Annotated in this window: 11 protein-coding genes; 8 read left to right on the top strand and 3 right to left on the bottom strand. The window is 68.2% G+C overall.

The genetic code is table 11. The annotated features are described in order from the left end of the window. Positions 1-15: 15 nt before the first annotated feature. Together plsY and EDC25_RS03210 are read right to left on the bottom strand one after the other, a co-directional pair. Positions 16-672: a glycerol-3-phosphate 1-O-acyltransferase PlsY gene (plsY, locus tag EDC25_RS03205; RefSeq protein ID WP_164484121.1), complete on the bottom strand. Its 657-nt coding sequence runs from the start codon at positions 670-672 to the stop codon at positions 16-18. Next, entirely contained in the window at positions 669-2,531 is a 1,863-nt protein-coding gene (locus tag EDC25_RS03210) for a DegV family protein (RefSeq protein WP_164484120.1), read from the bottom strand. Before EDC25_RS03210 ends, plsY begins: the two co-directional genes overlap by 4 nt. A gap of 180 nt (positions 2,532-2,711) precedes the next feature. Between EDC25_RS03210 and hemF the strand changes: the two genes are divergently transcribed. Next, positions 2,712-3,638, top strand: coding sequence for an oxygen-dependent coproporphyrinogen oxidase (hemF, locus tag EDC25_RS03215; protein ID WP_123522711.1), 927 nt, complete (start codon positions 2,712-2,714; stop codon positions 3,636-3,638). Positions 3,639-3,854: 216 nt separating this feature from the next. Here the strand turns inward: hemF and polA are convergent, their stop codons facing one another. After that, positions 3,855-6,584 (bottom strand): DNA polymerase I, encoded by a 2,730-nt coding sequence (gene polA, locus EDC25_RS03220; protein ID WP_123522710.1) that lies wholly within the window; start codon positions 6,582-6,584, stop codon positions 3,855-3,857. A gap of 125 nt (positions 6,585-6,709) precedes the next feature. On the opposite strand from polA, the gene dusA reads away from it, so the two are divergent. The 7 genes from dusA to EDC25_RS03255 all read left to right on the top strand — a co-directional run bounded on the left by dusA (position 6,710) and on the right by EDC25_RS03255 (position 12,588). After that, positions 6,710-7,699, top strand: a complete 990-nt coding sequence (gene dusA, locus EDC25_RS03225) for a tRNA dihydrouridine(20/20a) synthase DusA (protein ID WP_123522709.1) — start codon at positions 6,710-6,712, stop codon at positions 7,697-7,699. After that, positions 7,699-8,613 carry an arginine deiminase-related protein gene (locus EDC25_RS03230; protein WP_123522708.1) on the top strand — a complete coding sequence of 305 codons (915 nt, stop codon included), beginning with the start codon at positions 7,699-7,701 and terminating at the stop codon, positions 8,611-8,613. The genes dusA and EDC25_RS03230 overlap by 1 nt, the downstream gene beginning before the upstream one ends. Positions 8,614-8,758: 145 nt before the next feature. Then, positions 8,759-9,013, top strand: coding sequence for a PepSY domain-containing protein (locus tag EDC25_RS03235; protein WP_123522707.1), 255 nt, complete (start codon positions 8,759-8,761; stop codon positions 9,011-9,013). Positions 9,014-9,040: 27 nt separating this feature from the next. Next, positions 9,041-9,721, top strand: coding sequence for a response regulator transcription factor (locus EDC25_RS03240; protein WP_123522706.1), 681 nt, complete (start codon positions 9,041-9,043; stop codon positions 9,719-9,721). 120 nt (positions 9,722-9,841) lie between these two features. Then, positions 9,842-11,206, top strand: a complete 1,365-nt coding sequence (locus EDC25_RS03245) for an ATP-binding protein (protein ID WP_240639688.1) — start codon at positions 9,842-9,844, stop codon at positions 11,204-11,206. Positions 11,207-11,331: 125 nt separating this feature from the next. Continuing rightward, on the top strand, positions 11,332-11,817 hold the full coding sequence (locus tag EDC25_RS03250; protein WP_123522705.1) for a hypothetical protein: 486 nt from the start codon (positions 11,332-11,334) through the stop codon (positions 11,815-11,817). 15 nt (positions 11,818-11,832) lie between these two features. Further along, positions 11,833-12,588 (top strand): ABC transporter permease, encoded by a 756-nt coding sequence (locus EDC25_RS03255; RefSeq protein ID WP_123522704.1) that lies wholly within the window; start codon positions 11,833-11,835, stop codon positions 12,586-12,588. Positions 12,589-12,620: the final 32 nt, after the last annotated feature.

The raw sequence follows: 12,620 nt of genomic DNA on the forward strand, positions 1-12,620 counted from the left end.
CCGACGGAAGGGTGTTCAGCGTTTCCGCCGTGCAAACAGGCGGGCCAGGACGCGCGCGCGCTGGAAACGCGGTTCGCTTCCGGCACGAAGGCGGGCAAGGTTGGCGCGGTGCTTCCAGACCAGCAGTGCCGCGGCGGCGACGGCCACCAGAACCAGCGCCGCGTCGGCGCGCAGCGGCGTCAGCAGCAGGATGATCGGGAACGACACCGCGGCCATCACCGAGGCCAGGCCAACGTAGCCGGTGCTGGCCAGCACCAGCAGCCAGACCGCCAGCATGGCCAGCGCCAGCCAGGCGGACAGGGCCAGCACGCCCCCGAACAGCGTGCCGGCGGCCTTGCCGCCGCGGAATCCATGCCAGACCGGATAGCAGTGTCCCACTGCGGCCGCCAGGGCGCAGGCCAGCCCGACGGACGCCTGCGACATCGCCACAGGCGTCTGGCCGAAGAGATCGAGGCGGGCGATCACCAGCGCGGCCAGCGCGCCCTTGCCGACATCGATGGCCGCGACCATCAGCGCGAATGTCCAGCCTTGGGTCCGGAATGCATTGGTCGCACCGGCATTGCCGCTGCCGGCCTTGCGGATGTCGATGCCGCGCAGGTGACCGAGGACGAGGCTGCCGACGATGCTGCCCACCAGATAGGCGAGCAGCAGCTTGATCGCGAGCGCGATCAAGGCTGCACCGGATCGTCGCTGGCGGAGTCCGGCAGCCGCTGCAGGCCGACGACGACGGTGCCGGGGCCGGCATGGCAGCCAAGCGCCGGTCCGCACTCCGTCACCCAGATCTTGTCGAGTCCCTTCATGCGTTCACGCAGCGCCCCCGCCAGGGCGGCCGCCTCGTCACCGGCGTCGCAATGGGCGACGATCGCGCGCCATCGCCGGTCCTTGCCCTGCCGTCGCAGGACGCGGTCCGCAAACCGTTCCATCAGCGGGCCGCGCGCGCGCAGTGCGCCGAACGGCTTGATCCTGCCGTCCCGAATGGTGATCAGCATGCGCAGGCGCAGCAGGTCGGCCAGCCGTTTCAGCAGCGGCGGCACGCGACCGCCGGCAACGCCGTAGCGCAGATCGGCGATCAGCGCATAGACGCGCGTGTTCTCCATCGCCTGCGCCGCGGCGGCGCGCACCTGCGCGACACCGCCACCGGCCGCCGCACATTCGGCGGCGCTCAGTGTCACCAGCGCCTGGCCACAGGACGCGGACAGCGTATCGATGACATGGATGTGATCGGGGTCGGTATCGCGGGCGGCACTGACGGCGGCCTGCCAGGTGCCGGAGACCCGGCTGGATACGTCGAGGGCGACGACGTCGTCGCAATGGCCCCGTGTCAGTTCGAACGAACGGCGGAAATCGCCCGCCGGCGGCTGCGACGTGCGCAACGGCGTCGGATCCTGGCGCAGGCGGGCGTACAGCTCGTCCGCCGACAGCGTGATGCGGTCCAGGAAATCCTCTTCACCGGCAACGACGCGCACCGGGATCACGCCGATGCCGAGTCGTTCGACCTCGCTGGCGGGCAGGTCGGCGGCGGAGTCACAGACGACGCGCACCGGCTGGAAGGCCGAGGCGCGCAGGCGTGCCTGGGCGTGCATGTCGTCCGCCTTGCGCTGGGCGACTTCGCCGAAAGCCGCCAGCGCCTCGAACAGCCGGTTCGGCGAATCGATATGGGCATGGACGCGGATGCGTTCGCGACCACCGGCGACGACCAGCGAATCCAGCGGCAGCGCATCCAGCGCGGCGCGGATGTGCGTGGGGTCCAGACCGGTTCCGGTCACCACGCACTCGCTGCAGTAGCGGTAGCGACTGTCGGTTTCGACCGATTCCAGGTGCACGTCGGTGTCGTTGACCGTCGTGACCGGGCGCAGCCCTGGCGGAAGGCGCAGCGCCCGCCGGCCGTTTTCCAGCCATTCCTCGACGCCTTCCAGGAAATCCACGAAGCCGGCGGCGCCGGCATCGACCACGCCCGCGGCGCGGAGGACCGGCAACTGGCGGGGCGTGTCCGCCAGCGACTGCCGGGCACGATGCAGTGCCTGGGTGAATTGCGCGCGCAAGTCGGCGACGCCCCGCTCGGCCTGGCGCCGCAGCTCGGCCGCGAAATCGCCGATCACGCTGAGGATCGTGCCTTCCCTCGGCTGTGCCAGCGCGCCTCGCGCCGAGCGCGCCGCCGCTTCGGTGGCGTTCGCCAGCGTCGAGGCATCGGCGACGCTGCGGCGACCCAGCGCGTCGGCGAGACCCTGGAAGAACTGCGCGAAGATGGCGCCTGAGTTGCCGCGCGCGCCATCGACCGCGTCGCGCGCCACGCGCGCCAGCAGGTCACCGACATCCTTGCCGCGACCGCGCCGCGCACTGCCGAGCACGGCATTGAGCGTGAACGCCAGGTTGGTGCCGGTATCGCCATCAGGCACCGGGAATACGTTGATGCGATTCAGGTGGTCGCGCCGGGCAAGCACGCGGCGGCATCCGGCGATCAGCGCGGCGCGCAGGCGGGGTCCACTCAGCAGCGCGGGGACGGTAGGCGGTTGGATGAGGGCGGCATTCATGCGCGGCAAGCATACGGTGCCGTCCGCCTGGGGCATGCTGCCGCGCACCACGGCGCGCCGCTACTAACATGGCGCACTGCCGGCAAACCCGTCGTTGGCCGGGGTCATGCGTCAACGGGTCAGGAATGGCTGCGCTGGAATGCCGTTCCGGCGCGGCGAAAAGAATGCAAGGAGAGCGTCATGCAGCAGGGCACACCCGACATCCACGCCGTCACGGAATTCCTGCAGGGCCTGCAGGACCGCATCTGCGCTGCCATCGAACAGCTGGACGGCGGGGCCGCCTTCAGCGAGGACGCCTGGCAGCGGCCGGAAGGCGGCGGCGGGCGTTCGCGCGTTCTCAAGCAGGGTGCGGTGTTCGAACAGGCCGGCGTCGGTTTCTCCAGCGTCGGCGGCGAAGCCCTGCCGGCGGCGGCCAGTGCGCGCCGGCCGCAACTGGCGGGCGCTCCCTGGCAGGCCGTCGGCGTGTCCCTGGTGTTCCATCCGCGCAATCCGCACGTCCCCACCACGCACATGAACGTGCGCTACTTCCAGGCCAGGCCGAGCGAAGGCGAGCCTGTGTGGTGGTTCGGTGGCGGTTTCGACCTGACCCCGTTCTATCCGGTCGATGCCGACATCCGGCACTGGCACGAAGTGGCCAGGTCGGTCTGCGAACCCTGGGGCGGAGAAGCGCGCTACCAGGCGCACAAGCGCTGGTGCGACGAGTATTTCCACCTGCGCCACCGCGGCGAGACGCGCGGCGTCGGCGGCCTGTTCTATGACGACCTGAACGAGGACGGTTTCGATGCCAGCTTCGGCTACACGCGAGCGGTCGGCGAAGGTTTCCTCGATGCCTACCTGCCGATCGTCCGCGCCCGGAAGGACGCGCCGTATGGCGAGCGCGAGCGCCAGTTCCAGTTGTACCGCCGCGGCCGCTATGTCGAATTCAACCTGGTGTTCGACCGCGGCACGCTGTTCGGCCTGCAGAGCGGTGGCCGCACCGAATCGATCCTGATGAGCCTGCCGCCGCTGGTGCGCTGGGAATATGGCTACCAACCCGAGGCCGGGTCTGCCGAAGCCCGCCTGGCCGACTACCTGCGTCCGCGCGACTGGCTGGCGGAACTGCCCTGAACCGGACGGCCGTAACGGATGCTGCAAATAAAAACCCCGGACGTTAGGGGTCAACGTCCGGGGCCGGTTACAAGGCTGCCTAGGGGAGGAAACAGCCTTATCGTTTTTCGGTTCACCAGGGAGGAGGGTGAACCTGACGGGCCTCACGGCCAGTCGCGCATATTGACGCGCGTTCGGCGGCGAAGTTCCAGTGAAAGAAGTTGGGGTGTTCAGCTGTCAGTGGGCTTGATCCCAGTTGTCGCCGATGCCTGCGTCAACGACTAACGGAATCTTAAGTTCCGCCGCGGCACACATGCGTTCGGTGATCAACGCGCGAGCCTCTTCCAGCGCATCTTCGCGCACTTCGAATACCAGTTCGTCATGCACCTGCATGATCATTTTCGCCGGAAACTCACGCCGCCTCACGCAGGCGTCCAGGTCGATCATCGCGCGCTTGATGATGTCGGCGGCGGTGCCCTGCATCGGTGCGTTGATGGCGGCGCGTTCGGCGGCCTGGCGGAGATTCGCGTTGCGCGCGCGGATGTCGTTCAGGTAGAGGCGGCGCCCGAAGACGGTTTCGACATGACCGCGCTCGCGCGCCTGTTCGCGTGTGCTTTCCATGAAGGCGCGGACGCCGGGATAGCGGGCGAAGTAACGGTCGATGTAGTGCTGCGCCTCGCCGCGGTCGATGCCGAGCTGGCGCGCCAGTCCAAACGCACCCATGCCGTAGATCAGGCCGAAGTTCACCGCCTTCGCGGCGCGACGTTCATTGGCGCTGACCTCGTCGAGCGGTTTGCCCAGCACTTCGGCGGCGGTGGCGCGATGGATGTCCAGGCCGCTGCGGAACGCCGCCAGCAGCCCCTCGTCGTCGCTGAGGTGCGCCATGATCCGCAGCTCGATCTGCGAATAGTCGGCGGCGAGGATCTTCCAGCCCGGCGGAGCGATGAAGGCCTGGCGGATGCGGCGGCCTTCCTCGCTGCGCACCGGGATGTTCTGCAGGTTCGGATCCGACGACGACAGCCGGCCGGTTGCGGCGACCGCCTGGTGGTAGCAGGTGTGCACGCGCCCGGTATCGGGGTTGATCTGTTCGATGAGCTTGTCGGTGTAGGTCGAGACCAGCTTGGCCAGGCTGCGGTAATCGAGGATCACGCGCGGCAGTGGATGCTGGTCGGCCAGGGCGTCCAGCGCTTCCTCGTTGGTGGACGGCTGGCCGGTGGCGGTCTTGAATGCCACCGGCAGGCCCAGTTCCTGGTACAGGATCGCCTGCAGCTGTTTCGGCGAATCCAGGCTGAAAGCGCGGCCGGCCATGGCATGGGCCTGCTGCTCCAGTTCCAGCATGCGCTGGCGCAGGTGGCGTCCCTGTTCGACGAGCATGTCGCGGTCGATCAGCACGCCATTGGCCTCGACGCGGCCGAGAACCGGCACCAGCGGCATTTCGATCCGCGTGAACACATCGCGCGGACCGGGCTCGTCCTGCAGCAGCGGCCACAGCACCTGGTGCAGGCGCAGGGTGACGTCCGCATCCTCGGCGGCGTAGCGGGTCGCCGTCCCGAGGTCGACCTGGCTGAAGCCGATGCGCTTGCTGCCCTTGCCGGTGACGTCGTCGTACTTGATCGTCGTGACACCGAGGTAGCGGGCGGCGAGCGAATCCATGTCGTGCCTCGTCGCGGTGGCGTTGAAAACGTAGGACTCGAGCATGGTGTCGAAGGTGACATCGGCGACCTCGATGCCGGCACGACGCAGGATGTGCAGGTCGTACTTGCCGTTCTGGGCGACGCGCTTTTTCATCGGGTCGGCCAGCAGGGGTGCAAGGTCCGCCAGCACCTTCGCGGCCGGCAACTGCGGGGCGACGCCCGGACCGTCGTGCGCCAGCGGCACGTAGCAGGCGATGCCGGGCGCGACCGCCAGCGACAGGCCGACCAGCGTCGCGCGCTGCGGGTCCAGTCCGGTGGTCTCGGTGTCGAAGGCGAAGCAGTCGGCGTCGCGCAGCCGTTGCAGCCAGCCGGCCCAGGTCGCTTCGTCGAGCACCAGGTCATAGTGGCGTTCGATGCTGTCGCCAGCGGGCGTCGGGACGGCCGCGGCGCCGGTCGCCGCAGGCGCGCCCGCGGTTTCGGAAACGGCGCCGCCGCCATCGAGCTCGCGCAGCGCCGCCGTGAAACCGTAGCGCGTGTAGATCTGTCGCAATGCTTCGCGATCGGGTTCGCCCGGGCGCAGCTGCCCGGGGCCGAGTTCCAGCGGCACGTCGGTGCGGATGGTCACCAGCTCGCGGTTCAAGGGCAGGCGTGGAAGGGCGGTGCGCAGGTTTTCGCCGAGCTTGCCCTTGAAGGTGTCGGCCGCGGCCATGATCGCATCCAGACTGCCGAATTCCGCGAGCCATTTCGCGGCGGTCTTCGGGCCGCATTTCTCGACGCCGGGCACGTTGTCGATGCTGTCGCCCATCAGGGCGAGGTAGTCGATGATGCGCTCGGGCGGCACGCCGAACTTGCCGATCACGCCGTCCCGGTCCAGGGCGCTGCCGGACATGGTGTTGACCAGGCCGATGCGGTCGTCCACCAGCTGGGCGAAATCCTTGTCGGACGTCGAGATCGTCACCTGCAGGCCGGCCGCGGCGCCTTGCCGGGCGAGGGTGCCGATCACGTCGTCCGCCTCGACGCCCTCGATGCGCAACAGCGGCAGGCCCAGGGCACGCACCAGTGCGTGCAGCGGTTCGATCTGCACGCGCAGGTCGTCCGGCATCGGCGGCCGGTTGGCCTTGTACTGCGGGTCCAGTTCCTCGCGGAAGGTCGGGCCTGAGGCATCGAAGACCACGGCGACATGGTCCGGTCGATCGGCCAGGTGCTTGCGCAGCATGTTGAAGACGCCGAACAGCGCGCCCGTGGGTTCACCCTCGCGATTGGTCAAGGGCGGCAGGGCATGGAAGGCGCGGAACAGGTAGGACGATCCGTCGATCAGCAGGAGTGTGCTCATGCCGGCATTGTAGGCGTCGCCAAGGACAGGCGCGGCCAGCGGCAGGATCTGCGATGCCCGGCACGCGGCCGGGCCGGTTCAGGCAGGCCGGTTACACTAGCCCGCTTCCGAATGAGCCCGGACCGATGGACCCCGTCAACCGCCAGCTGAGCGTCGCGCCCATGATGGACTGGACAGACCGGCATTGCCGCGTCCTGCACCGTCGCCTGGCGCCCGCTGCGCTGCTCTATACCGAAATGGTGCACGCGCAGGCGGTAGTCCGCGGCGACCGCGCACGCCTGCTCGGCTACAGCGACGAGGAACATCCCCTGGCGTTGCAACTGGGCGGCAGCGAGCCGGCACTGCTGGCACAGGCCGCCCGCATCGGTGCCGATGAGGGCTACGACGAGATCAACCTCAACTGCGGCTGTCCCAGCGAACGTGTGCAGGAAGGCACCTTCGGCGCCTGCCTGATGCGCGAACCCGCGCGTGTCGCAGACTGCGTGGCGGCGATGATCGCCGCCGTTCCTTCGCGGGTGCCGGTGACGGTGAAGTGCCGCATTGGCGTCGACGACCAGGACGATTACGAGGGCCTGGAGCGTTTCGTCGCCACGGTGGCGGAGGCGGGCTGCCGCACCTTCATCGTGCACGCGCGCAAGGCATGGCTGAAGGGCCTCAGTCCGAAGGAAAACCGGGAGATTCCACCGCTGGACTACGAACGCGTGTTCCGGCTGAAGCATGAACACCCGCAGCTCACGATCGTGCTCAACGGGGGCCTCGCCACCGTCGGCGCGGTGAAATCGGTGCTGCCCAAGGTCGATGGGGTGATGCTCGGACGCGCGGCCTACCACACGCCGTGGATCCTCGCCGAACTGGCGCAAGCGCTCGATTCGCGGCCGCTTCCGGATCGCATCGCGCTGGTCCGCGAGCTGCGCCCGTATGTCGAGGCGCGACTGGCGGCAGGCGACCGCCTGGCCATGATCGTCAGGCACTGGCTGGGACTTGGACACGGCCTGCATGGTGGCCGCAGCTTCCGCCGGATACTCACCGAAGAGGGCCGTCTCGCCGGTGCCGGCTGGGCGGTTGTGGAACGCGCACTGGCGTCCCTGGATCCCGGCCTGGCGGAAGCGGCCTGATGCTGGTCACGCGTCCCGGGGAATTCAGCGCCGCCTGGCAGGCGCTGCCGGCCGAGGACTGGGGCGCCCCGGTTGCACGCGGCGCCATGCTGCTGGCACCGGACGGGTTGACTGCCGCCGCCGTCACCAGCGCCGACAACCGCTACATGGACCCCTCCCGTTCGGTGGATGCTGCGCGCCTGCACGAACAGCACCGTTCACTGGCGGCAGCCCTGGCATCGGAGCTGCCTGCCTGGGTATTCCCGGGCGACGAGGCAACGCCGGATGCGACTTTCCTCAACAACGCCTTCGCGACGGTGCCCGGACGCCTCATCCGGGGCGCCATGCGCTACCCGGAGCGGCAGCGCGAAACCGGTCGCGGCGACATCCGCGCGTTCTTTCGCGATGTACTCGGCTATATGGAGGTCGATCTGGCGGGACAGGGTGTGGTGGCCGAGCTGACCGGCTCGCTGGTGATCGACCGTCGACATGGCGTCGGCTACTGCGGCCTCGGCGAGCGCTGCGACCTGGCCGGGGCGCGGGCCATGCACGAGGCCTTCGGCCTGCGCCTGACGTATGCATTCGAACTGGCGGCAGGCGAATACCACACCAACGTGGTGATGAGCGTGCTTGCCGGGCGGACCCTGGTCCTGTGCCGCGAAGGTTTCGCCGACGCCGATGCCGCCGTGGCGCTGAAGTCGGCCTACGCGGGGTCGGTGATCGAATTGTCGGCTGCGGAAAAGAATGCATTCGCGGGCAACTGCATTGCCTTGCGCGATGACAGCGTCTGGATGAGCGCCGCCGCGGCCGGCGGATTGACCGCGGCGAACCGGGAGCGATTCGCCGACATGGGCTGGCGCATCCGGGACGTCGAGCTGGACGAGGTCGAAAAAGCCGGCGGTTCGCTGCGATGCTGCGTGGCGGAGCTGTTCTGATGCTGGCCTGGCGTGCCCCGGTTCTGAACCAAACGGGTTCGGGTCTGAACAAGTTCAGCACGAATTCAATCCCTTGCCGTAGTCTGGCCGGACCCGGTACCGGCTTGCACTGCGTCGGTCGGCCCACAACAATGCCGCCCCATCCATGACCTTTGTCCTTCGAATCCTCTTCCTCGTGTGTGCCGCCGGCTTCGTTGCCGTGCCGGACGCGCAGGCGCGCGATCGCTCGGGGAGCCTGCAGGAAGCCATCGACGAGGTTCAGCGCGAAACCGGCGGCCGGGTCCTGGCTGCGGATATCGTCCGCGCAGGGCCCCGCGAGCTGTACCGTATCAAGGTCCTGACGCCCGATGGCCGCGTCCGGGTTATCACCAAACAGAGCCGTGGCGGGCCACGCCGCTGAGCCGCTGCAACGACAGGGAGACGATCGATGCGCATCCTGCTGGTTGAAGACGAAGCCCCGCTGCGCGAGACGCTGGCGGCACGACTGAAGCGCGAAGGCTATGCGGTGGATACCGCCGCCGATGGCGAGGAAGGACTGTTCCTCGGCAAGGAGGTGCCGTTCGACCTGGCGATCATCGACCTGGGCCTGCCGCGCATGAACGGCATGGAGCTGATCGAGAAGCTGCGCGAGGAAAACTGCCGCTTCCCGATCCTCGTGCTGACCGCCCGCGGCAGCTGGCAGGACAAGGTCGAAGGGCTCAAGACCGGCGCCGACGACTACCTGGTCAAGCCCTTCCACGTCGAGGAACTGCTGGCGCGCATGAACGCGCTGATGCGCCGCGCCAGCGGCTGGAGCAAGCCGTTGATCCAGTGCGGGCCGGTGGTCATGGACACGACGGCGCAGACCGTCAGTGTCAACGACGAAATGGTCGAGCTGACCAGCTACGAGTACAAGGTGCTCGAATACCTGATGATGCACGCCGGCGAACTGGTGTCGAAGGCGGAGCTGACCGAACACATCTACCAGCAGGACTTCGACCGCGACTCCAATGTGCTCGAGGTCTTCATCGGCCGCCTGCGTCGCAAGCTGGACCCGGAAGGCACGCTGAAGCCGATCGACACCGTGCGTGGTCGCGGTTACCGCTTCTCCATCCCGCGTTCGGAGTAGCCGTCAGGCCCCGCCCGCGGCGGGTCCTGATGCGACGGCACACCGGCGGCGACCCGCCGCCGGACATTCAGCAACGATCCGCACCAGCACCGGCTGGGCGGGTCTTCAAGGGGTAGGCCGGTGCGACCATGGTCGCTGCAATCGCGGTTGCTGTTGGTGGTGGCGGCGGCGCTGGTCGCCTTCCTCGGCCTGACCGGCTTCGCGCTAGATCAGGCCTTCCGCGAAAGCGCGCTGACCGCGCTGCGCGACCGGTTGCAGAGTTACGTCTGGGCCTATATCGCCGGCTCCGATCCCACGGTTTCCCGCCGGCTGGTATTGCCGGAAGTGGCGCCCGAACCGCGTTTCGACCAGCCGGGCTCGGGCCTGTATGCCGGCATCACCGGCGAAGAACTGCGCTGGGAGTCGGCGTCGGCGCTGGCGCGTGACCTGCCGTTCGAGGGCGAGCTCGCGCCGGGCGAGATGAGTTTCCAGGGGCCGCTGCCCAGCCCGGTCGGCGAGATCTACCTGCTCAGCTACGGCGTCGTCTGGGAACTGGCCGACCAGGACGAACTGCGCCTGACGATCCACATTGCCGAACATGCCTCCGGCCTGCGTGGCCAGGTCGTCGTGTTCCGCCAGACGCTGTGGTTCTATCTGGGGGCGGCCGGCGTGATGCTGCTGGTCCTCATGCTGCTGATGTTCCGGTGGGGTCTGTCGCCGCTGCGTCGCGTCCAGATCGAGCTGGCGCGGATCGAGGACGGGACCGCGCAGCGCCTTTCCGACCGCTATCCGCGCGAGCTCAAGGGCCTGACCGAAAGTGTCAACGATTTCATCGTCACCGAACGCGAACACCTGGTCCGCTATCGCAACACGCTGGGTGACCTTGCACACAGCCTGAAGACACCGCTGGCAGTGATGCGCACGCGTCTCGAGGCTTCCGCCGAGGGTCCATGTGCGGGCGAGCAGGAGGAACTGCTGGCGCAGGTCCGCCGCATGGACGAGATCGTCGCCTACCAGTTGTCGCGCGCGGCGACGTCCGGCCACCAGACCTTCGCCGCTCCGCTTGCCATCGAGCCGGCGGCGGAAGAGATCGTGCGCAGCCTGGAGAAGGTCTACGCCAGTCGCGGCGTGATCTGCGAATTCGAGATCGACCCGAAAGCGCGCTTCCATGGCGAGCGCGGTGACCTGCTGGAGCTGATGGGCAACCTGCTCGAAAACGCGTTCAAGTGGGCGCGTGGCCGTGTCCTGTTGAGCGTCAGCCGGGTCGACTTGCCGGGCGGCCGCCGTCCCGGCCTTGAAATGGCCGTGGAGGACGACGGGCCGGGCATTCCGGAAGACCGTATCGCCGATGTCCTCAAGCGCGGCGTGCGTGGTGACGAGCGCGTCGAAGGACATGGCATCGGCATGGCCATCGTCCAGGACATCCTGCGCGCCTATCGTGGCAGCCTCGACGTCGGCCGTTCCGGCGCACTGGGTGGTGCGCGCTTCCTGGTGCGCATGCCCTGACCGGCACGCGCCGGTCTGCTTTTCGCGCCAGGCAATCAACGCCGACGAGCCGGGTCCGTTTGCCGCTGACCGCGGCATTCCGCTATGGTGCGCGTCTGGATTGCAGACCTTCACCGGAGTCGCCCATGTCCCGCCTGATCGCGCTGTTCGCCGCCGGCCTCGTGCTGGCTGCCTGCTCCTCGTCCGAATCGCCCGCTCCGGCACCGGCGGCGGACAAGGCGGCAACGGAAACGGCCAGCGCACCGGCGCCCGCGCCCGCGGCACCCGCCGCCCCGGAAATCCCGGTGGGCGAGTGTGGCGACCAGGGCTCGCGTCCCGCCGAGGAGCGGATCGCCAATACTCCGAAGTGGTCGACGGCCAGCGAGCTGGAGAACTTCGGTTTCGATGTCTATCGTGGTGACAGCGAGGAAGGTCCCTTCGAGCGCCTTACCGGATCGCCGATCCTCGGGGCCGGCACGTCCGACGAACCGCACCAGTACAGCTTCCGTGACGACAGCATCGACCCGTGCAAGGACTACTGGTACTACGTCGAGGCCATCTCCACGTCCGGTGCCCGTGAGAAGTTCACGCCGACCTTCCGCGCACCGGCCAAGCGCCGCGCCGCGGAGTAAGCCGCACCCGCCACCGTGCGTTTCCTCGAGCTGCTCTGGTTCAGCGCCTACGCGGAGCTGAAGGCGGAGTCCGCGCGCAGCTACCTGGGGTTCGTCTGGTGGCTGCTTGAGCCGGCCATGTTCATGGCCGTGTTCTATGTCGCCTTCGGCGTGCTGATGGGCATGCGCGACCCGGACTATATCCCGTTCCTGATCATCGGCCTCACGCTGTGGCAGTGGTTCAAGTCCTGCATCAGCCACGGCGGCTACGCGATCTGGCTCAACATACCGATGATGCGCCAGGTGCGCCTGCCGGTGCTGCTTTTCCCGCTGACCGTGGTGGTCAGCGATACTGTCAAGTTCCTGTTTGTGTTCGCCGTGCTGCTGCTGATCCTGTGGTCGCTGGGCTATGGCCCATGGCGCGGCTACGTGGCGCTGCCGCTGGTGTTCGGCGTGCTGCTGCTGCTGGCGACCGCCTGCGGCGTGGCGGCTGCCGCCATCGTCCCGTTCGTGCCGGACATCCGTTTCGTCATCGAGAACGCGCTGATGGCGATGATGTTCGTGTCCGGCGTCGTCTTCTCGCTGGGCTCGCTGAGCGAGCCCTACCGCAGCTGGGTGGCGCTGAATCCGCTGGTCGGCATCCTGGAGTCGGCGCGCGACATCCTGATGCGTGGGCAATGGCCGGACTGGATCCTTCTCGCCAAGGCCGCGGGCGGATCCATCGTGCTGCTGGTCATCGCGATCTTCGCCATCCATCGCCTGGCGCCGCGTTACGCCAAACTGGCCGTATGAGCGCCGCGATGCGATGTCACAGGGCGGGCCGG

Origin of the sequence: Pseudofulvimonas gallinarii, assembly GCF_004343305.1 — a bacterium.
GTDB lineage: Bacteria > Pseudomonadota > Gammaproteobacteria > Xanthomonadales > UBA2363 > Pseudofulvimonas > Pseudofulvimonas gallinarii.

Excerpts from the sequence above, each read along its gene's own strand:
- dusA (WP_123522709.1), top strand. The coding sequence starts at position 6,710 with ATGGACCCCGTCAACCGCCAGCTGAGCGTCGCGCCCATGATGGACTGG.
- polA (WP_123522710.1), bottom strand. The coding sequence starts at position 6,584 with ATGAGCACACTCCTGCTGATCGACGGATCGTCCTACCTGTTCCGCGCC.
- EDC25_RS03240 (WP_123522706.1), top strand. The coding sequence starts at position 9,041 with ATGCGCATCCTGCTGGTTGAAGACGAAGCCCCGCTGCGCGAGACGCTG.
- hemF (WP_123522711.1), top strand. The coding sequence starts at position 2,712 with ATGCAGCAGGGCACACCCGACATCCACGCCGTCACGGAATTCCTGCAG.
- EDC25_RS03235 (WP_123522707.1), top strand. The coding sequence starts at position 8,759 with ATGACCTTTGTCCTTCGAATCCTCTTCCTCGTGTGTGCCGCCGGCTTC.
- EDC25_RS03250 (WP_123522705.1), top strand. The coding sequence starts at position 11,332 with ATGTCCCGCCTGATCGCGCTGTTCGCCGCCGGCCTCGTGCTGGCTGCC.
- EDC25_RS03210 (WP_164484120.1), bottom strand. The coding sequence starts at position 2,531 with ATGAATGCCGCCCTCATCCAACCGCCTACCGTCCCCGCGCTGCTGAGT.
- EDC25_RS03230 (WP_123522708.1), top strand. The coding sequence starts at position 7,699 with ATGCTGGTCACGCGTCCCGGGGAATTCAGCGCCGCCTGGCAGGCGCTG.